Origin of the sequence: Rhizobium sp. 3T7 (assembly GCF_020166565.1) — a bacterium.
In the GTDB taxonomy this organism is placed as follows: Bacteria; Pseudomonadota; Alphaproteobacteria; order Rhizobiales; family Rhizobiaceae; genus Rhizobium.
This window is the reverse complement of record NZ_JAIQXS010000002.1, coordinates 302,097-322,580: the sequence shown is the minus strand read 5'-3', so window position 1 is coordinate 322,580 and position 20,484 is coordinate 302,097. Positions and strand designations below refer to the sequence as shown.

Sequence of the window (20,484 nt, the reverse complement as noted above, 5' to 3'; positions counted from 1 at the left end):
TCTTCAGAGCCAGCCTTTCCATCGGAAAAAGAAGAAGGGAATGATGGCGGACAACACCATGAGCCCAATCGAATAGGGATATCCGTGGGCAAAGTGCAGTTCCGGCATGAATTCGAAATTCATACCGTAGATGGAGGCGACCAGCGTCGGCGGCAAGAACACCACGGATGCGATCGAAAATATCTTGATGATCGAGTTCTGCTCGATGTTGATCAGGCCGAGCGAGGCGTCGAGCAGGAAGGTGATATTGCCGGCGATGAAGGACGCGTGTTCATTGAGCGACTGGATGTCGCGCGAGACCGTCTTGCAGAGTTCCTTGGTGTCGCGATCCTGCTGAACGGCCGGGACATTATAGAAAAACGTCATCAGTCGCGAAAGCGACGCGAGGCTGTCACGGATCTTGCTCACGAGGCGATGATGGCCTGCAATGTCCCTGAGCTTTTCTTCCAGATAGTTCGACGGCTTGCGAACTTTCCTGGCGCGGTCGCCAAACACATGCGTCGACAGGATGTCGATACGCGCGACCGACAACTCCAGGATCTCGGCAGTCCGATCGATCACGGTTTCAAAGAGTTTTGCCAGCAGCGCGGCACCACTCCGCCACTGCTGCGGCACGCGGTGAAGAGCGGCAATGAATAGCGAAAAAGACTTTGGTTGCGCGTAGCGAATCGTGATCAACCGCTTGCCAGTCAGGATGAACGCAACGTCGGTCAGCGTCGGCGCGTCCGTTTCAACCTTCCAGACGAGAGACGCGGTCATGAACACTGCATCGTTTTCCATGTAGAGGCGGGCCGACGGCTCGATGTCCTTGAGATCGTCTCGCGTCGGGACCTCAATACCAAGGGTTCTTTCGACGAAAAGTTCCTCCTCGCGCGAAGGCTCGATCATGTCGATCCACATGACATCGTCTCGCAAGGAACCTTGCGACAGATCGCCGATTTCAACCGACTTGCAATTGGAACAGTATGCAGTGATCACCGGTTGGACCTCCGGCAATCCGGGCGTGTCGCGCGCATCGCCCTGTTCATCGAAGGCCCTTCCACGGCGCGCCGATTGCGAAAGCGCGCGGGATGCAAGTTCCCGACCTTAATGAAAGCGATTGAAGAAAGTTCATACGACTCCTGGCACATCCGGCACTCCGGATATGCAATATGCTCAACCGCATCGCAGTCACCAATCCTTCGACCAAGATAACTCCGAACATGCAGGTGACCGGTCCCCATCGGGGTGGCCATCATCGAGCATTCGCAAAAAGCCGCCTCATGGCGACGGCGCGCCATATGACGGAAAGCTGCGAAAGAATCAAGACATCTTACGTTCACGGCGCCGTTTGACCACATTTCCTCCGCAATTGGGAGCCTAGCGGCGGTGACGCATTCACTCGAAAACAATGGCCGGCGCGGCCCTCTGCGGCTGCCCACCGAGCTGCTGCCAGACCTTGGCGGCGATCTCGCGATAGATGCCGGCAACAATGCCGTTCGGCTCCGTGGCGACGAGCGGCGTTCCGGCGTCCGATGTCTCGCGGATGTTCATCGTCAGCGGCACTTCGCCGAGGAAAGGAACGCCGATGCGTTCGGCTTCCCTGCGAGCACCGCCATGCCCGAAGATATCATAGCGCGTGCCTGTATCGGGCGCGATAAAATAGCTCATGTTCTCGACGATACCGAGCACAGGAACCTCGACCTTCTTGAACATGTTCAGCCCCTTGCGGGCATCGACGAGAGCGAGATCCTGCGGGGTCGAAACGATGACGGCGCCGGCGAGCGGTACTTGCTGTGCCATCGTCAGCTGCGCATCGCCGGTTCCGGGCGGCATGTCGACAACAAGCACATCGAGCTCGCCCCAGGCAACCTCACGCAGCATCTGCATCAGCGCCGATTGCACCATTGGACCACGCCAGATCATGGCTGTCTCCTCGTCAACGAGGAAGCCCATCGACATGACCTTGAGCCCATAATTTTCCATCGGATTGATGATGCGACCATCGATCTGGGTGGGACGGCCCGAGATCTTCAGCAGCCGCGGCATCGAGGGGCCATAGATATCGGCATCGAGGATGCCGACACGCAGGCCATTTGCCTGGAGACCGAGCGCAAGATTGACGGCAGTCGTGGATTTACCCACACCCCCCTTACCCGAGGCGACGGCGATGATCGCGTTGATACCGGGAACGCCAAGCTTGCCTGCGCGCGGCTGCTGTTGCGGCGCGTGAGCATGGCCATGATGGTCATTTCCCGCCTGCGGTTGAGGGCGTGAAACCGGCGCCGAGCCTAAGCCGGCCTTCTTGTCTGCCGTCAGCGCAACCAGCGCTCCCTTGACGCCCGGCATCTCCTTGATGACCCGTTCGGCCGCGAGGCGAAGCGGTTCCAGCTCCTTGGCGCTCTCTGCCGGAACAGTGATGGAGAAATAGACCTTGCCGTCCGAAATGAAAACATCAGACACCATGCCGAGCTCGACGATATCGTGTTCGAGATCGGGCCCGCGGACCGTCTTCAGCGTTTCGAGAACCTGTTCCTTGGTGACGCCGGTCATTCCATCCTCACTGCCTATGTTGGCATTCTAGATAGAGGAGCGCCGCGTCTTCGCCAAACAAAATCGGTGATCGAGATGGCAATTGAGAGAAACGAGGTCAGCCGGAAGGCCGTTGCGTCCATCAAGTCCGCCGGGCTTTCGCCCTGATGGATGCAAAGGCCTTCCGGGATACCGAAATAAGCTTTGCGAACTAGAGCAAGCGCGGCAAAAGGCCAGCACAAACAGCCCATCGGAAGAGTAAGAGTGGGGAATGCCGTCAGCGGCGTGTCCCAAACGCAACAACCGCCGCCGACGCCCAGGCCCGAGATCGGGTACCGCGGCGTCGGCTGGCGGTGTGCGGTCGCGCCATTTATCCGGCGTCGTTACCAGGTCCCCTCTGGACCGCTGGAAGCACGGATGCAGAAAACGTGCCAATTGGCAAACATTCGCAAAAGCCAACGTTATCCCGTGACACGCTGATCGGCGGTGGCGAAGATTTAGGCGCGAATGCTTGCGAAGCCCACAATTTGCGCAACCGTCACTTTATGAGACCAGTCCGCAAGGCTCTGGCAACTGCTTGGGTCCGGTTGACGGTATCGAGTTTCTTCGTCGCGCGATTGAGGTAGTGGTTCACCGTGTGTTCGGACAGATTGAGGATCTCGGCGATCTCAACACTGGTCTTACCGGCGGCGGTCCAGTTCAGACAATCGATCTCGCGATCGGTCAAGGAATCCGTGACCCGAGTGTCATAACTGCGGATCTCCGCCAGTCGATCGAAGACGTGGGTGGAGATATAGTGGAGTTCGCGCATTTCCTCGGCGGTGAATGCCTCACGATCGCCTGAGAATGACACGGCGCCGCGACCGCCGGAGGCCTCGTGAGTGGGGAAGTAGGCGCAACGCATCATGCGAAAGCGTTCAAAGAGGGCCGCAACAAAGCCGGCCTTTCCATCGGTTCGCTCCAACTTGACCTGCGACACGTCATTGAAGAACGGCGTGGTCGACGCCCTCAACCGTTTCATGACGGGGCTGTTGGTCACAAGCCCCTCCTGGTCGTAAGCTGCTAGCAGCTCCACCGGCCAGCTTGAGATCACAGTGCTGCTCTGCAGATCGATCGCCGTCGTCGAAGGAAGGTTAAACACCATGAAGGCTCGTGCACGATAGGCTTCCGTCACTTTCTTCATGAAGCGGAAGATATCAAACTGCGTTTTCAGTCCGGCGATCTCACTAACGTTGACGTCCACGGAAGATTTTGGATGCGATGGGGTCATGTGCTTACTCAACTCGAAAGAATGGAATCCTGTGGAGAAGGCGTCTCGTCCACGTCGTCGCTAATTTGTAGTGCGGATGACGAATTGCCTGCACATACACCCCAGGACGGGGGATTGACGAGCGTCAATTGTGATGATTCGTCAGAAAATCTCAATACTATGCTTTAGTTGAGTCTTGGCCGATCGCAGCCAGTGCTCAACGACGCGGCCCAAGTCCTACGCGCATGGCTTCCATGATCCGTCCAGCCGTCGCCCGGATCGGGGCGGCCCATTCCGATAGGCTTTCCATGCCGAGCCGATAGGCCGGACCGGTGACGGAAACGCCGCCGACAAGCGACAGGTTTTCCGACCAGATCGGGGCCGCGATACAGCGGATTCCGACTTCGTGCTCCTCACGGTCGAAGGCATGGCCCACCTTTCGTATCTCCTCAATCTCGCCAAGAAGCGACTTGGCGGTATGCGTGTTGGCGGTGAAGCGATGGAAGGTGATTTCCGCCACCAAAGCCCTAACCCGCTCTTGGGGCAGGATAGACAAGGCAGCCTTGCCTACACCAGTGCAATAGACTGGCGACGCGTTGCCGATCTGCGAGTACATTCTGACGGGCTGCTGCCCTTCGAACTTGTCGAGGTAGATGATCGAGGTGCCTCGAAGCACACCGAGATGGACTGTTTCACCGGTCATATCCTGGAGAGCCTTAAGGTGGGGCTCGGCAATGAGGCGGAATTCATTGCGTCCCCAACTGCGAGAGGCAAAGTCCAATAGCCTTAAGCCAGGCAAATAGAGGCCGTCCTCATCGATTTCGAGCAGCCCCTCTTCCACGAGATGACTGAGCTGGCGGTGAACCGTACCGCGTGGCTGATCGGTGACCGCCAGTATGTCGGTGAAGCGCATGGGGCCGTCGGCGTGGCTCACAACATCGAGAAGGACCATCAGCTTGCCTAGGGTGCCCGTGTCGCGCTTCCCGTGCGCACTCTCTTTTACCGCACTCATCGTTGCCCCAAATGCCTTGACAGGGATACCAGCGTAATCGGATAATTCCACATAGTCAAATTAAGTTCCAAATAATAGAACAATCGCAAGACCGGGAGGAAATGGTGACGGGTATTGTTGCGCAGTTTCCGGAATTTAGGGATCGAACCGTGCTGATCACCGGAGGCGGGTCCGGCATCGGGGCAGCGATCGTCGAGGGTTTTGCCCGGCAGGGCGCCAAGGTTTCGTTCATCGACATCGCGGAAACGGAAAGCCATGAACTTGTCGAGAGGCTGTCGCGCGACACGCTGCATCCCGTTCGCTTCCACAAGGCGGATTTGCGGAATGTTGCGGAAATCCGCAGGACGGTCGACGCAGTTGTCGCTCATTCGGGCCCGATCAGCGTGCTCGTCAACAATGCCGCGCGTGACGACCGACACGATTTCGAAGCTGTGACTGAGGAATATTGGAACGACAACCAGGCGACCAACCTGCGCCACGTCTTCTTCACCACACAGGCCGCTGCGCCCTCGATGCGTGCTGCTGGCGGCGGCGCGGTGATCAACATGTCGTCGATCGCCTTTCTCCTCAACATGCCGGAATTCCCTGCCTATTCTGCAGCAAAAGCCGGTGTGATCGGGCTGACAAAAAGCCTGGCCGGCCAGCTCGGACCTGATAACATCCGCGTCAATTGTATTCTGCCGGGTATGATCGTGACGGATCGTCAGATGAAACTCTGGCTCACCGAGGAAGGCATCGCTCGGACCGTGCAACGCCAGTGCGTCAAGAAGGTCCTGCACGCCGATGCGATCGTTGGTCCGTGCCTGTTTCTGGCGTCGAGCTGCGCGGCAGCGATAAGCGCACAATCTCTTATTGTCGATGGAGGCATTTTCTGATGGCGGATCCCGCTTATGTCGCGGTGGATTGGGGAACGAGCAGTTTCCGGCTTTGGCTGATTGGCAAGGATGACAGCATCCTTGCCGAAAGTCGCAGCAATGAAGGCATGACGACGGCTTCGAAGATCGGCTTCGCCGAGGTTTTGACCTCGCACCTGGCCAAGGTGAATGCGCCAGGAAATCTTCCGGTCATCATCTGCGGCATGGCAGGTGCAAAGCAGGGATGGGTCGAGGCCGGCTATGTCGACGTGCCGACATCGCTATCTTCTATCCTCACCGGCGCGGTATCCGTTCCCGGCCAGAGCCGCGACGTCCGGATCCTCCCGGGACTTGCGCAGAGAGATCAGGCAAGGCCCGACGTCATGCGCGGTGAGGAAACACAGCTTCTCGGCGCGCTTGACCCGGCAAGCACCGGATCACAGGCAGTGTGCATGCCCGGCACGCACTCGAAGTGGGTGCACGTCACGGATGGACGGGTCACCGGCTTCTCCAGCTTCATGACCGGCGAACTCTTCGATGCGATATCAAAGCATACGATCCTGTCGCATGCCGTCGCCGGAGCGGAGCAGACGCCGACAGATAAGGCAGCCTTCGAAAGCGCGATCAAGGCAGCTTACGAACAACCTGCAATGGCGACCAACCTGTTCTTTACGGCGCGCTCGGGACAACTACTGCATGGTCTGACGGCCGCAGCCGCACAGGCCAAAATCTCCGGAACCCTGATCGGTCTGGAAGTTGCGGGCGCCATGGCGAACACTGGAACCGGCGTCAGCGTTACACTTGTCGCCGCCGGCCGGCTGCAGAACCTTTATGAAACAGCCTTCAACGCACTATCTTTACACTTTAACACGATCGACGCTGATACAGCTGTCCGTGGTGGGCTTGCTGCCGCCGCCAAAGCCATTTGGCCGAATTGAGAAAGCACCAAAGCGATGAACCGCATCCCCTTCCCCACGATGAAGCGCCCGCTGATTGCCATTCTTCGGGGCATCAAGCCCGAGGAAACCGAAAGCGTGGTCGGTGCGCTAATCGAAAACGGTCTGACCGCCATTGAAATCCCGCTGAACTCGCCCGAGCCGTTCAAGTCGATCGAGATCGCTGCGAAGATGGCACCTGCCAATTGCCTGATCGGCGCCGGAACAGTGCTGACCACAGAGGCCGTCGACAGCCTGAATTCGGCGGGTGGCAAGCTGCTGGTTACGCCGAACGTCGAGCCCGAGGTCATCGTGCTTGCCCGCAATTATGGCATGGTCACGATGCCCGGCGTCTTCACGCCGACGGAAGCGCTGGCCGCCGCCCGCGCTGGCGCAACGGGGTTGAAATTTTTCCCGGCCAGCGTTCTGGGACCATCCGGCATCACCGCAATCCGCGCAATTCTGCCGGCGGAGCTCGTGATCGCAGCCGTCGGGGGTGTCTCGGACAAGAATTTCGCTGACTACACCAAGGCCGGCATTCATGCCTTCGGCCTAGGCACCAGCCTATACAAGCCGGGAATGACCGCCGCAGAGGTTGCCGAGCGTGCCAAGGCGACCATTTACGCCTATGACGCAGCGGTAGGAGTTTAAGGCGTATGACGGAAATTCATGAGTTCGCGGGCAGGACACTTTGCAACACCAACTCCGTGCTGGGTGAAGGCCCCACCTATGATCCGGACACGAACACGGTCTGGTGGTTCAATATTCTCGGCAAGGAGCTGCACGAGCTGAACCTTTCGACGGAAGAGAAGAAGGTGCATGCGCTGCCGATGATGGCGAGCGTGCTTGCCCGCATCGATGCCGGGCGCCAGCTGCTTGCGACTGAACAGGGCCTCTTTGTCCGCGACACGAAGGGCGGCAATCTGACCTTCTATGCAGCGCTTGAAAGCGACAAGCCGGAAAACCGCTCGAACGACGGCCGCACACATCCGTCCGGCGCACTGTGGATCGGCACGATGAGCAAGCGGGCGGAAACCCGCGCAGGCGCCATCTATCATGTCGCCGGCGGTCGAGTGACCAAAATCTTCGACGGCATCAGCATTCCGAATTCGATCTGCTTCTCGCCGGATGGGACCATCGGATATTTCACTGACACTCGCCTCAGTCGCCTCATGCGGGTGATGGTCGATGCGCAGACCGGGCTTCCAACCGGCGAACCGATTGTCCTCGTGGACACCATGGATGAGCCGGGCGGCATCGATGGCTCGGTTGTCGACGCCGACGGATATATCTGGAATGCGCGTTGGGGTGCCGGCACGGTCGATCGCTACAGCCCGGACGGGCTGCGCATCTCGCGTTACAAGGTGCCCGCGGCCCAGCCCTCCTGCCCCGCCTTCATCGGAAGGAACGGCGACCGCCTCGCAGTCACCACGGCATGGGAAGGACTGGATGACAATGCGCGGTCCATGCAGCCACAGGCTGGGTCCCTGCTCGAACTTGACGTTACGGTGAAGGGAATTTTTGACCCCGTTTATGTAATCTGACGCGAAACCGGGCACAGTGCAAAGGGCACCCCCTGGGCGCCCTTTTTGTTTCCATCGGTTGGGTTGATTGGTGAGACCCCTGCAGCATTTGCGATAGAAGTTCCGCGAAATTAGCAATCTTTGCGCGATTTTTTTCGGGAACCAATAGAAATCCCGTTCATTTCAATAGGGAACCGGCCAAATGGACGCCCGACCGCGAAGGGACGGCAAAATGGCTAGAGATCACTATTGAACTGAAAAGGTAGGTTCGAAATGACACGCAAACTTCTCACAACCGTTGCCGCTGGTGCCCTGTTTGCCACGGCTTTCGCACCGGCGGCATTCTCACAGAGCACAACCCAGCCGGCTGATCCGAACGCTCCGGCCGCACAGGCGGCGCCAAGTGATCCGGCAGCTCCGCCAAAGGTTCCGGATGCAACGGCTCCGGTCCCGGCAGGTGACGCGGCTCAGGCTCCGGCGCCGGCTGAGACGACCGATACCGCGCAGGCTGGCGGCGGCACGTATCTGACCGAGCAGGCTGCCGACCAGGTGAGTGCCAACACCTATATCGGCCAGTCGGTCTATAATAGTCAGAACGAAAGCATCGGTAGCGTCAACGACCTGATCATGAAGAAGGATGGCGGCTTGGTCGCAGCGATCGTCGGTGTCGGCGGCTTCCTCGGAATCGGCGAGAAGAATGTTGCCGTTCCGATGGACAAGATCACCGTCGCCCAGAACACACAGGACGGCAGCGTCAAGCTGACCACCTCTGAGACCGCGGAATCGCTGAATGCGGCGCCGGAGTTCAAGACGCTTCAGATGCTGGCAGCCGAGAAGGCCCCCGCGCCAGGTGCTACAACAGACACAACGGCTACAGGCTCGACAACGAACAAGTAAGATATGCGCAGTGAGGACCGCGGTACCGGTGGCGTCCAAAAGGGCGCCATCGGCGTTTCAGGCGCTGACGCGATCCGACGTATCGTAGTAATTTTCGTGCAGGAACCGCAGCGTCGCGATGCCATCAGCGGGCTTGCCGAAGTGATAGCCCTGCCCCATGCCGCAGCCGAGCGAGCGCAGCTTGACTGCTTCCGAATAATCCTCGATTCCTTCCGCGACCACTTCCAGGTCAAGCCCCTCGCACATCGTGAGGATCGCCTTGATGATGTGCTCGGAAGCACGGTCGGAGTTGATCCGCGACACGAAGGCGCGATCGATCTTGATCTTGTCGAACATGAAATCACGCAGGCGACCGAGGCTCGACTGGCCGGTCCCGAAATCATCCAGGGAGATGCGCACACCTGCCTGGCGCAGATCGGCGATGATCCGATTTGCCGTATCGGCTGAGCCCATCACCGCAGTTTCGGTGATCTCCAGTTCGAGCCGGTGCGGGTCGAAACCGACCCGGCCGAGGATCGACAGGATGCTGCTGCTCGTGCCCGGATCCATCAACTGCGCCGAGGAGAGATTGAAGGAGAGGAAGAGTTCGCGCGGCCAGGAAAGTGCCGCTTCCGCTGCCTTGCGCAGCAACGCCTCAGACAACGCGTCAATAAAACCGCGTTCTTCAGCAAGCGGCACGAAAACGCCCGGTGAAACGAACCCCAGATCCGGATCGTTCCATCGCGCCAAGGCTTCGAAGCCCACGACCTGGCTGTTGGCGAGTGCGACGATCGGCTGAAAATGCACATCGATCGCGTCGGAGATGATGGCGTTGCGCAGCGCCTGTTCCAATTGCGTGGCGCGCTTCATTTCCTGGGCGATCTCGCGGGAATAGACGGTGATCTGGCCACGGCCGCGTCGTTTTGACCGGTAGAGTGCGGTCTCAGCGCTTTTCAGCAGTTCCTCGAACTCCTCGCCAGCAAATGGATAGATCGAAAAGCCGAAGGATGCCGATAGCCTCACATTGCGGTCGCCAAGATCGTAGGGCGCCGATAGCACCTCGCGGATCATCTGGCCGAACTTCTCGGCGCTGGCCCGCTCGAATACCAGCGGCAGGACAAAGGCAAATTCGTCGCCGTCATGACGCGTGACCAAGGCGCCATCCGGAACGCAGGCCTTCAGCCGATGGGCGACCTGGCAGAGAATCTCGTCGCCCGCCGATGAGCCGAAGAGATCGTTGATCGGTTTGAAGGAATCGAGATTGGCGATGCCGACCGTAAATGGTGCAGGATCACTCGCGCGTTCCGCGGCGATCTGGGCAATCCGGTCGCGCATGCGGTAGCGGTTTCCGAGCCCGGTCAGCAGATCGGTATAGGCCATCGTCTGAAGTTCATTCTGACTTAAAGGCACCAAAGGCATTTCAGCCGACATCATCATTCAGACCCAGACTGCACCAATTCGGGAAAGGATGGCGGGCAAGTCTTAAGAATTCGTAGTGGATCGGCCGCGTTGAGACCGTGTTCCGTCCCAAGATTTAGGGAGTTGACGAGCTTTGTTCGTCACATGCTGGCCTGTTGACGATCCCCGGCAAGGTACTTCTGAAAGATCCCCTGAAGAATATCGGGGCTCACCGGCTTCATGATCACATCGTCCATTCCGGCCGTTGCGCACTCAGCTCGATCACGCTCGAAAGCCTGGGTAAGAACACCGATAATCGGCGTTCTTGAACTGCTACCATCCTCGGTCTGGCGGATCAATCGCGCCGCTTCGAAACCGTTGAAGCCCGGCAACGATATGTCCATCAGGATAATCTTTGGCTGATGCTCGGTCCACAAACGAACCGCTTCATCGCCGCTTGGAGCGATCAGGTAGCGGTAGCCAAGACCTTCGAGAATCTGCGAGAAGACGATCTGGTTGATGTCGTTGTCTTCGGCAACGAGCACATCGAGCGTGCTGATCTCCTCGACTGTAGTGATTTCCCAATCGGTGTCGATGCCTTCGGCGATTTGGCCCCGATTGCTACGGTTGAAATGCCGAGCGATCTGGAAGGTGAGCTCATTGGCGAGCTGGAAGCCGTCCATCACCAGCGCCGGGATGCCATATTGTTCGGCAAGCTCAAGGCAGCGCATGCCAAGCTGATTGTCGACCACAAGCAGGTCAAGCGAGATGCCGGAAGAGCTCGCGATCTCCAGGAAGTGCTCTTCCTCATCCTCACCGCGGACCGAGCAAGCCTCGAAGCCATATTTGGCGAGGGTCCGCAAGGCCGCTGCTTCGGCCACCACGTCCGACGTCACCACCAGGACTTTCCGACCCGAGAAGTTCTCCGGGACGATCGCCTCCATCGCGGCCGGTTCGCGGCGCTCGCCGCTGCCGCCTATGGGAACGTAGGCGCGCCGATAGGAATTCTTGCTCGATGTTGTGACCGTCGACGCAAACCGGAATTCATCGAGGTCGGCACCGTCCCGCGGCAGGTCTTGCATGGTCGAGACGAGAAAATAGCGCCCGGGCTTGCCAATGCGGTGCTTGCGCGCAACGATGTCGCGTTCCGCGCCGTCGCGGGAGACCTGCCGCTGGCGGGAGATCGACATTTCGCCGGTCTCCAGTACATGACGGTCACTTTCCTCGAAGCGCTGGGCAACCTCCTTGGAGAACAGGTCTCCGCTCTTGCGGCCGAGCACTTCATCGACGGTCGTCTGGTATTTTTCGCAAAAGGCGATGTTCACGGCGACGTAGTTCAGATTACGGTCCTTGACGAAGAGCGGGAACGGCAGGTTGTCGAGGATATCCTCGGTGAGCTGCACGCGTTCCAGATCGGAGCGCCACTGTTCCTCACGCTTCTTGTCCTCGGAGATGTCGTGGATGACGCAGACGCCATAGCCGCTTGCGAGGCGACGCTTGCCGAACCGAATCCAGCGGTCCGTACCGTGCCGCTCGACCGCTTCGAAGCGTTCGCGCCAATGCGAGGCGATTTTCTGGGACAGCCAATCCTCGCGGCTCATCGCGCCCTGGTAGCTTGCCGACTGCGTGCGGATACCAGTGTCGTAGATCGCGCCCAGGAAGTCTCGCAACCGAGTGCCCAGCTTGAGCATGGTCTCCGATATCGGAAAGAAATCGAGAACCTGGCGGCTCGCAAAGATCATGTGATCGGTCTTGTCGTAGACGATGAACGCGGCGCCTAGACTCTCGCATACCGCGTCAAACAGCGCCGTCTGCAGGCTGGTGTCAGCCGACATTTCGCTGCTCACAGATGATGTGTCCGCTTTTTCGAAGCCGGCACTCATTCCTACGCGTCCCACATCTGTCCGATTAAAACCCAGTCCTCGGAAGTAAGTCGCAAAATGGCACCTTTGTCTTAAGGCGCGCTTAACGTTAAGGAAGCGGAATTGGAGCGTGCAGAACGGTGATCGGCCCGCGCTTTGGCACTTCCCTCCGCTCCACGAATCCAAGAGAATAGGCGCATGGCCATCAGACAGCTTTCAGAAACCCTCATCAACCAGATCGCGGCCGGCGAAGTCATCGAACGGCCGGCCAGTGCCGCCAAGGAGTTGATCGAGAATGCCCTTGACGCAGGGGCGACTCGCATCGAGGTGGCGACATCGGGCGGCGGAAAGAGCTTGCTGCGGGTTTCCGACAATGGCTCGGGCATGGATGTTGCCGATCTGGAGCTCGCCGTACGCCGCCATTGCACCTCCAAGATCACCGATACGCTGGACGACATTCGCACGCTCGGCTTTCGCGGCGAGGCGCTGCCATCGATCGGATCGGTAGCGCGGCTCAGCATTTCCAGCCGCCGCCGGGACAGCGCCGGCGGCAACGAAATCACCGTCGAGGGTGGCAGAATTACGCATCTTCGCCCGTCACCCGGCAATCCGGGCACGATCGTCGAGGTTCGCGATCTCTTCTTCGCGACCCCCGCCCGCCTGAAATTCCTCAAGACGGAGAAGGCCGAGGCTGCGGCGATCACCGAGGTCGTCAAGCGCATGGCGATTGCCTTTCCCGGGGTTCGCTTCGTGCTCTCTGGGACTGACCGAACGACTCTGGAATTGCCGGCGACGGGCGACGACCATCTGGCGCGCATGGCGCAGATCCTCGGCAAGGACTTTCGCGACAACGCCATCGAAATCGATGCCGAGCGGGAAGGCGTATCGCTGACAGGCTTTACCGGCGTGCCGACGTTCAATCGTGGCAACTCGGCCCATCAGTACGCCTTCGTCAACGGCCGCCCGGTGCAGGACAAGCTCATCCTCTCGGCGATCCGCGGCGCCTATGCCGAGACGATCCCCTCCGGCCGTTATCCGGTCGCGGTGCTGTCGATCAGGCTCGATCCGGCGCTTGTCGACGTCAACGTGCACCCGGCCAAATCGGACGTGCGGTTCCGCGATCCGCAGTTGGTGCGCGGTCTGATCATCGGGGCCGTGCGCGAGGTGCTGGCGCGCGATGGCAGCCGAGCAGCGACAACGGGCGCAGACGGGATGCTGCGCTCCTTCCGGCCCGGCTTCCAGCCGAGCGCCCTGCGGCCGCAACAGCCTTGGTCGGCGGCGACTTCGCCCTCCCGCCCATTTTACCAGGCCGCGAACGGCAGCTTCGGGGAACGCCCGCAGGCTTCCTTCGACGGGCTTGCGATGCCCACGGCACGCGGCGACGCCGCGCCGTCCCCGAGAATGCCGGTGGCGCCAGAAGAGCCGCCGCAGCGCTATCCGCTTGGTGCGGCCCGGGCGCAGATCCACGAAAACTACATCGTCGCACAGACGGATGACGGCTTGGTCATCGTCGACCAGCACGCCGCCCACGAACGCCTCGTGTTCGAGGCGATGCGCAAGGCGCTGCATTCCAAGCGGCTGGCCTCGCAGGTGCTTCTTATTCCCGAGATCGTCGATCTGCCCGAAGAGGACTGCGACCGGCTGATGCAGTTTGCGGCGGATCTCGGCGAGCTGGGACTGGTGATCGAACGCTTCGGCCCGGGCGCCATCGCGGTGCGCGAGACACCTGCCATGCTTGGAGAGGTGAACGCCACGGGGCTTATCCGGCAGTTGGCGGACGAGATCGCCGAATGGGATACCGCCACCGGCCTGTCGGCCAAGCTCGAGTATGTGGCGGCGACCATGGCTTGCCACGGATCCGTGCGCTCAGGACGGTGGCTGCGCCCGGAAGAAATGAACGCGCTTCTGCGCCAGATGGAAGTCACCCCGGGCTCCGGACAGTGCAATCACGGACGCCCGACCTATATCGAGCTCAAGCTTTCGGACATCGAACGGTTGTTCGGCCGCAGTTGAAAAAGCTGGAAAAGGCCGCGGCGGCACGTTATGGCAGGGACGTAACAAGCCTGTAAGGAAACGGAGCGCATGAATTTGTTCGAAGGAAATGGAAACCGCGAAGCGCAGATACGCTATCTCGATGCGGATTTTCAGATCCTGTCGCCGGGCTCCTACGTCGTCTGTGCGATTACCGGCAGGCAGATCCCGCTCGATGAACTGCGCTACTGGAGCGTCGCGCGCCAAGAGCCCTATGCCGATGCCGTGGCTTCGCTGGAGGCAGACAAGCGCGCCGGCGTTTTGCCCAACCAGAAGCGTTGAGCGCTAGCGCGGTTGCAGATTCGCTTGCCGCGCTTTCGAGAGACATACCGTTTAGGTCTTCCGCCCTTCCCTCAGGCGCCGGTCGCGACAGGCATTGATCGCGCGGTCGATGATAAGCCTTGGCGCCAGCGTGTCATCGAAAGCCATCTCCACCTCGATCACCCGGCACTTTGCCGCGAGCTCCTCGGCTTTGCCATGATGGCCGGCAAGGCGGACGAAATCCTTCGCGGTCGTGACGATCTGAAGGCCATCGCGCTCCGCCGTTGAGAGGATGTCTTCGATCTCGTCATCCGTCAGATGCTCGTGATCGCCGAACGAGCGGCGAGCGGCGATGTTCGCCCCGACGGATTCGATCGTCCGGAAGAATTTCGACGGATCGGCAATGCCCGCAAAGGCCAGCACGTTACGGCCGGAAAGATCGGCGCTGTCGCATACTTTCAGCGAGGCTGTAAAATAGGGCTTGGCAGCACGCGCGGCGATCCGAACGATATTGTCAGCGGCCTCTCCCGCGCCAACCTTCAGAAGCGCCGTGGCATAGCGCAACTGCTGGCGGATCGGCGCGCGCACGGGACCGCCCGGGACGATGTGGCCGTTGCCCAATCCGCGTGTGGCATCGATAACCAATAATGCATAGTCGATCGTCAGCCGCGCGCTCTGGAAGCCATCATCCATGATGATCAGATCCGCGCCCTCCTTGACGAGGCACTGGGCGCCTTCGACGCGGCGGCGGGAGATCACGGTCAGGGCCTCGCGGGCGAGAAGAAGAGGTTCGTCACCGACCGCAAGGGCGCGGTGATGAGCCGGATCGACGACTGTGGTGACATCGAGCGAGCCACCATAGCCGCGACTCAGGAAACCGGGCTTCAGCCCCTTCGCCTTGGCCGCACGGGCGATGGTCAGCGCCGTCGGCGTCTTGCCTGCGCCGCCGACGGTAAAGTTGCCGACGCAGATGACCGGCACCGGAACCGAGGCGCGCTTGGCATTGGCCATGCGATACCCGGCAATGCGCCCGTACAGGAAGGAAATCGGATAGAGCGTCCAGGCACGCCAATCGGCTTTCGACCACCAGAAGGGTGGCGCTTCGGATACCATTTTCCCCGCCCTGCCTTTCGGACCCCGAGCATCATGCTGACGGGTTATGTCCTCGACCGGGCGAAAAGAAAGGGTAATTTTCAAGAAAAAGCAAGCCCTTGGTCAATTAGGCAAGCTGAAGGTCGGGCAGCAGCCCCTCGAGCTCGGTGATGTCGTTCAGACAGTAGTCCGATGCGGCGGCGAGCGATTCCCGCGATCCCGTGCCTGTAAGCACAGCCACGGTGACGCCGACCTTGGCGTTGCGGCCCATATGCAGATCGTGGTTATTGTCGCCAACGACGGCGACCTCGGAGGGATCGAGGCCGGTCGCGGCGCAGAAACCAAGCACCATTCCCGGTTCCGGCTTGGTGCCGAAGCCGCTGTCATATCCGGCCACGTAGTCGATGAACGGCGCAAAGCCGAAACGCTGGGCCGTCTGTCTGATCGAACGCTCATTGTCGCTTGACGCGACGCCGAGGCGAAAGCCGCGCCCATGCAGGCGACCGAAAAAAGCTGCAAGATCGGTGACCGCGACGGAAAAGTCGGCGGCATGCGAAAAGAGTTCGTCCAGCTTGATCGTCAGCTCGATTACGTCGAGCTTCGAGCCCGCGGCGATCAGCCCTTCCGAAATCTGGCGCGTGTTGCCTGCGGCAAGCAGGCTATCGGGAACGATGTGGCCGGTGACCGGATCCATGCCGCAAGCCAGAAGCAGCCGGTTCGCAAGTTCCAGATCGCCCTCTGAAGCGATGCGCGCCAGTTCGCGGTTCACGGGCAGCCAGCTCTCGTCGTAATCGAGAAGCGTACCGTCTTTATCGAAGAGTATTCCCTTGACCGCCTTCATATCCGCCCCTGCCCTCAGCGCTGCACAGCCGCCTTCGGCAGCAGTCTCGCCTTCACCGTCAGCGGATTGATATAGGGCTCCAAGCCCTTGACCGTCGCCGTCAGCGCGCCACGCATTTCTTGCACGGCGCCGATCCCAGCCTCGATCATGTTGCGGCGTGCGCCGTCGTTGGTGAGTAAATAATGGACGCCCTTGGCGAGCATCTCCGTGTCGCGGACCATGCGCGCGCTGCCTCGCCGCGCCAGCTTCTGATAGGCTTCTCGGAAATTCTGCACATTGCTGCCCGACAGCACCGCGCAACCCAGCATCGCCGGCTCCAGCGGATTTTGCCCGCCCTCGGCAAACAACGAGCGTCCGACGAAGGCCACCTCAGTCAAGCGCAGGTAGAGGCCCATTTCGCCGATCGTGTCTCCGAGAAAAACATCTACATCAGGGGTGAGCACGTCATCGCGCGTGCGGCGGGCCACCTTGAGACCCAGCTTGACGAGCTCAGCCTCCACCTCATCGGCGCGTTCCGGATGGCGAGGGACGATGATCGTCAACTGCCCGTTTCGCTCCTTCAGCGCGCGATGGACAATGCCCGCTGCCTTTTCCTCGCCGTCGAAGGTGGAGATTGCCGCCCAGGTCTTGCGGTCGCCGAGCTGCTTCTTGTAACCGGCAAACACTGCGGCATCATAAGGCGGAGCGTCGGTATCGACCTTGAGATTGCCGGACATCATGACGTGGCGCGCGCCGAGATCGCGGAAGCGCTCCGCGTCGACATCCGACTGCGCAATCACGAGCGCCAGGTTTTCGAACAGGGCCTCGGCAAGTGCCGGACGCCGGCCCCATCGCTCGAAGGAGCGGTCGGACATGCGGGCGTTGACGAGGATCTGCGGGATACGGCGGCGGCCAAGTTCCATCAGGGTCGCCGGCCAGATCTCGGATTCGGCGATCAGCGCGCAGTCCGGCTGCCAGTATTCGAGGAAGCGGCTGACCGCCGGCTTCAGGTCGAGCGGCACATACTGGTGGATCGCCTCGTTGCCGATACGCTCAGCGGCGAGCTTGGCGGAGGTAATTGTTCCCGTCGTCAGAATGACATGGATGTCGCGACGGCGAATCTCGCGGATCAGCGGAATGACGGCGTTCGTTTCACCAACGCTCGCGGCATGAAACCAGACCAGCGGTCCGGCCGGGCGGTCGGCGCTGGCATAGCCCGAGCGCTCCAAACGGCGGGCACGGTCTTCCTTGCCCTTGGCCGCCCGATAGGCGAGATATCCGCCGACGAACGGAGTCAGCAACGTCCCTGTTGCCTGATAGGCGCCCAGCGCGAACCGCGCCATGCGACCGCTCATCTGCCAATTCTCCGATCGCAAATGATCGACATCAACCCATTCCCAATTATTGTTGCGGCCGCAATGGCCGATCAGTTTGTCCAGAATGCGTCAGGCAGTCAGTTCGCGGTCACACCAGCCACTACCGCGGGAGGGTTACTGCGCAGACTTGTTTTCCGGGTCCAGCAAACGGTGCATGTGGACGATGAAATAGCGCATGTGGGCGTTGTCGACGGTCGACTGAGCCTTGGCCTTCCAGGCTGTCAGTGCGCTCGCGTAGTCCGGAAAAATGCCGACGATATCCAGGTCCTTCAAGTCCCGGAACTGAACGTCTTCCAGGCTTTCCAGTTCGCCACCGAATACGAGATGCAGGAGCTGCTTCTTACCGCTGGATTCAGTCATTTTCTTCTCTTTCTGCTCTGTTCTCCCCCACAGTGTCATCTGAGGGATTTTGACGGAAACGTCAACTGCCTCGTGGCCGGCCGATCCCGGTTATCAAGTCGGCAAGCCGTGCTGGCGCGGCAGCGCAAAGCTCGCCGTGGCTGACCTGCTCGCGGTTATAAAGCGGCGCGTTGCCCTGCAGATCCACCAGTTGGCCACCGGCGCATTCCAGTATCAGATCGGCAGCGGCAAGGTCCCAATCATGGGAGTTGTGCTTGACGAAGGTACCGTCAATCCGGCCGTCGGCAACCATGGCAATGCGATAAGCAAGAGACGGTACGTGCCGGACACGCTCGATGCGATTTTTGAGCGCGTCTGGAAATGCCTTCAGCACGTCCTCGGCGATGGCAAAGCGCCCAGGCGTATCGAGAGCTGTCGTCGAAACAACGATCGGCCGGCCGTTTTTAAAAGCCACGCCGCCCTCTACCGCCTCGTAGAGTTCTTCGAGAACGGGAGCGTAGAGAACGCCGGCGACAGGCCGGCCACGGCGCACGACCGCGACGCTGACACACCATAAATCCTGGCCGGCCAGGAATGCCCGCGTACCGTCGATCGGATCGATGATGAACAGCGTTTCGCGCGACAGGCGCGCGGCGTCGTCATCGGTTTCTTCGGAGAGCCAGCCGTAGTCGGGGCGGGCAGCACGCAGGATGGATTCAAGTTTCCGGTTGGCCGCGAAATCGGCGGCGCTGACAGGCGATCTGCCCTCGTTCTTCCACCAGACCTCCGGCGATTGATTGAAGTAGCCGAGCGCGACTTTGCCGGCCTTCCTGGCGGCATCTGCGATCAATTCCAGATCGCTCCGCCAGAGGGCTGTGTCCACGTCAGTCATTTCGGCAATCCAATCTATCAGCGCCCGGCGAGCGTCATTCCTTCGACCGCAAGCGTCGGAGCCGCGACGCCGAACTTGCGGTCTATGTCGTTTGCAGGTGTTACCCGCATGAACATGTCCTTGAGGTTCGAAGCGATCGTCACCTCGGATACGGCAAAGGTCAGTTCGCCGTTCTCGATCCAGAAGCCGGTAGCACCACGGCTATATTCGCCGGTGATCATGTTGACGCCCTGACCGATCAGCTCTGTCACGTAGAAGCCGTTGCCGACACCGCGGATCAGGTCCTCCGGCGAGATGTCGCCTGGCTCGAGAGCAAGGTTCGTCGCCGATGGCGTTACCGAATTGCCGCCGCGCACGCCTCGACCGTTGGTTTCCATTCCGATCTCGCGGGCAGTCGACGTGGAGAGGAACCAGTGCTTAAGGATGCCGTCCTCGATCATCAGCAGCCGTTCGCCTGAGATCCCTTCGCCATCGAAGGGTCGCGACGACGGGCCCCGAACGATAAGCGGATCGTCCGAAATCGTAAGCCCCGATTTCAAGACCTGCTGGCCCATCTTGTCGCGCAGGAAGCTCGTCTTGCGCGCAACGGACGCGCCGTTGATGGCCCCGGCAATATGGCCGACAAAGCCGCGGGCAACGCGGGGATCGAAGACAACCGTGACATCCTTGCCGGTATCCACTTGGCGCGGATTGATGCGCTTGACCGTGCGTTCGCCCGCTCGGCGGCCGATCTCCGCGGCATCATCCAGCTCGCGAAAATAGATGCGGCTGTCGAAATCATAGTCACGCTCCATGCCTGTGCCCTCGCCGGCGATGACGCTGACGGATCGGCCGAAGCGCGAGCCCATGTAGCTGCCCTCAAAACCGTGGGAGGTAACGAGCACGAGACCGCCCATGCCGGCCGAAGCCCCGGCGCCGGACGAATTGGTTACGCCTTTGACGGCAAGTGCAGCAGCCTCCGCCTCGAGGGCAGCCTCGCGGAGTTGGTCGGAAGAGACCTCGGTCGTGTCAAGAAGCTCGAGATCCGGATAGGACTTCGCAAGCTTGTCCTCATCCGCCAGGCAGGCGAAAGGGTCTTCCGGCGACACTTTGGCCATCGCCACGGCCCGTTCGGCCAGAGCGGAAAGATCGAAGCCTGGATTTGCAGAGACGCTTGCAACGCGTTTGCCGATGAAGACGCGCAGCGAGAAATCATCGCTTTCCGACGATTCCGTACCCTCGACCTTGCCGAGGCGCACGCTGACCGATTGCGATCGCGAACGCACGACCACCGCATCTGCGGCGTCGGCGCCCGCCTTCTTTGCCAGGTCGATCAGTTGGCTTGCGCGGGAAAGAAGCGTCGAGGAGTCGATTTCTGAGGACATGATTTGGCCTTTCCTTCGCGTTCCATTTATTGTGCACTACGAAAAGCATCAAGGCCGCGCGCGTCGATTCTTTTGCCCGCCGCTTGCAT

19 protein-coding genes are annotated in these 20,484 nt (G+C 60.3%); 7 read left to right on the top strand and 12 right to left on the bottom strand.

Annotated features, from left to right (window positions below):
* Positions 1 to 3 precede the first annotated feature (3 nt).
* The 4 genes from K9B32_RS04350 to K9B32_RS04335 all read right to left on the bottom strand — a co-directional run bounded on the left by K9B32_RS04350 (position 4) and on the right by K9B32_RS04335 (position 4,772).
* A complete protein-coding gene (locus K9B32_RS04350; RefSeq protein ID WP_224560705.1) occupies positions 4 to 978 on the bottom strand; it encodes a magnesium transporter CorA family protein in 975 nt (324 codons plus the stop codon).
* Between the two features lie 399 nt (positions 979 to 1,377).
* Positions 1,378 to 2,532: an iron-sulfur cluster carrier protein ApbC gene (apbC, locus tag K9B32_RS04345; RefSeq protein ID WP_224560704.1), complete on the bottom strand. Its 1,155-nt coding sequence runs from the start codon at positions 2,530 to 2,532 to the stop codon at positions 1,378 to 1,380.
* A gap of 517 nt (positions 2,533 to 3,049) precedes the next feature.
* Positions 3,050 to 3,781 (bottom strand): helix-turn-helix transcriptional regulator, encoded by a 732-nt coding sequence (locus tag K9B32_RS04340; RefSeq protein WP_224560703.1) that lies wholly within the window; start codon positions 3,779 to 3,781, stop codon positions 3,050 to 3,052.
* A gap of 196 nt (positions 3,782 to 3,977) precedes the next feature.
* On the bottom strand, positions 3,978 to 4,772 hold the full coding sequence (locus K9B32_RS04335) for an IclR family transcriptional regulator (protein WP_224560702.1): 795 nt from the start codon (positions 4,770 to 4,772) through the stop codon (positions 3,978 to 3,980).
* Positions 4,773 to 4,873: 101 nt separating this feature from the next.
* Between K9B32_RS04335 and K9B32_RS04330 the strand changes: the two genes are divergently transcribed.
* From K9B32_RS04330 to K9B32_RS04310, 5 genes are all read left to right on the top strand, one after another.
* Positions 4,874 to 5,647 (top strand): SDR family oxidoreductase, encoded by a 774-nt coding sequence (locus K9B32_RS04330; RefSeq protein ID WP_263490487.1) that lies wholly within the window; start codon positions 4,874 to 4,876, stop codon positions 5,645 to 5,647.
* Positions 5,647 to 6,564, top strand: coding sequence for a 2-dehydro-3-deoxygalactonokinase (locus tag K9B32_RS04325; RefSeq protein WP_224560700.1), 918 nt, complete (start codon positions 5,647 to 5,649; stop codon positions 6,562 to 6,564). The genes K9B32_RS04330 and K9B32_RS04325 overlap by 1 nt, the downstream gene beginning before the upstream one ends.
* A 15-nt stretch (positions 6,565 to 6,579) precedes the next feature.
* Positions 6,580 to 7,212 (top strand): 2-dehydro-3-deoxy-6-phosphogalactonate aldolase, encoded by a 633-nt coding sequence (locus K9B32_RS04320; protein WP_224560699.1) that lies wholly within the window; start codon positions 6,580 to 6,582, stop codon positions 7,210 to 7,212.
* A 5-nt stretch (positions 7,213 to 7,217) separates the two neighbouring features.
* The gene (locus K9B32_RS04315) at positions 7,218 to 8,105 is read left to right on the top strand and encodes an SMP-30/gluconolactonase/LRE family protein (RefSeq protein ID WP_224560698.1); all 888 of its coding nucleotides are present in this window, start codon (positions 7,218 to 7,220) and stop codon (positions 8,103 to 8,105) included.
* A 252-nt stretch (positions 8,106 to 8,357) separates the two neighbouring features.
* Positions 8,358 to 8,981, top strand: coding sequence for a PRC-barrel domain-containing protein (locus tag K9B32_RS04310; protein ID WP_224560697.1), 624 nt, complete (start codon positions 8,358 to 8,360; stop codon positions 8,979 to 8,981).
* 57 nt (positions 8,982 to 9,038) lie between these two features.
* Here K9B32_RS04310 and K9B32_RS04305 read toward each other — a convergent pair whose 3' ends face one another.
* Positions 9,039 to 10,397, bottom strand: coding sequence for a putative bifunctional diguanylate cyclase/phosphodiesterase (locus K9B32_RS04305; RefSeq protein WP_224560696.1), 1,359 nt, complete (start codon positions 10,395 to 10,397; stop codon positions 9,039 to 9,041).
* A gap of 122 nt (positions 10,398 to 10,519) precedes the next feature.
* Positions 10,520 to 12,241, bottom strand: coding sequence for a response regulator (locus tag K9B32_RS04300; RefSeq protein WP_224560695.1), 1,722 nt, complete (start codon positions 12,239 to 12,241; stop codon positions 10,520 to 10,522).
* Positions 12,242 to 12,418: 177 nt separating this feature from the next.
* On the opposite strand from K9B32_RS04300, the gene mutL reads away from it, so the two are divergent.
* Positions 12,419 to 14,233, top strand: a complete 1,815-nt coding sequence (gene mutL / locus K9B32_RS04295) for a DNA mismatch repair endonuclease MutL (protein WP_224560694.1) — start codon at positions 12,419 to 12,421, stop codon at positions 14,231 to 14,233.
* A 69-nt stretch (positions 14,234 to 14,302) separates the two neighbouring features.
* Positions 14,303 to 14,533 carry a DUF2093 domain-containing protein gene (locus K9B32_RS04290; protein ID WP_007799169.1) on the top strand — a complete coding sequence of 77 codons (231 nt, stop codon included), beginning with the start codon at positions 14,303 to 14,305 and terminating at the stop codon, positions 14,531 to 14,533.
* A gap of 51 nt (positions 14,534 to 14,584) precedes the next feature.
* On the opposite strand, the gene lpxK is transcribed toward K9B32_RS04290, so the two are convergent.
* From lpxK to K9B32_RS04260, 6 genes are all read right to left on the bottom strand, one after another.
* Positions 14,585 to 15,625 (bottom strand): tetraacyldisaccharide 4'-kinase, encoded by a 1,041-nt coding sequence (gene lpxK / locus K9B32_RS04285; protein ID WP_224560693.1) that lies wholly within the window; start codon positions 15,623 to 15,625, stop codon positions 14,585 to 14,587.
* Positions 15,626 to 15,731: 106 nt separating this feature from the next.
* Positions 15,732 to 16,445, bottom strand: coding sequence for an HAD family hydrolase (locus K9B32_RS04280; protein ID WP_224560692.1), 714 nt, complete (start codon positions 16,443 to 16,445; stop codon positions 15,732 to 15,734).
* Positions 16,446 to 16,459: 14 nt separating this feature from the next.
* Positions 16,460 to 17,779 (bottom strand): lipid IV(A) 3-deoxy-D-manno-octulosonic acid transferase, encoded by a 1,320-nt coding sequence (gene waaA, locus K9B32_RS04275; RefSeq protein WP_224560691.1) that lies wholly within the window; start codon positions 17,777 to 17,779, stop codon positions 16,460 to 16,462.
* 135 nt (positions 17,780 to 17,914) lie between these two features.
* Positions 17,915 to 18,160, bottom strand: coding sequence for a DUF4170 domain-containing protein (locus K9B32_RS04270; protein WP_007799177.1), 246 nt, complete (start codon positions 18,158 to 18,160; stop codon positions 17,915 to 17,917).
* 61 nt (positions 18,161 to 18,221) lie between these two features.
* A complete protein-coding gene (locus tag K9B32_RS04265) occupies positions 18,222 to 19,031 on the bottom strand; it encodes a 3'(2'),5'-bisphosphate nucleotidase CysQ (RefSeq protein ID WP_224560690.1) in 810 nt (269 codons plus the stop codon).
* A 17-nt stretch (positions 19,032 to 19,048) separates the two neighbouring features.
* Positions 19,049 to 20,395: a TldD/PmbA family protein gene (locus tag K9B32_RS04260; protein ID WP_224560689.1), complete on the bottom strand. Its 1,347-nt coding sequence runs from the start codon at positions 20,393 to 20,395 to the stop codon at positions 19,049 to 19,051.
* Positions 20,396 to 20,484 lie beyond the last annotated feature (89 nt).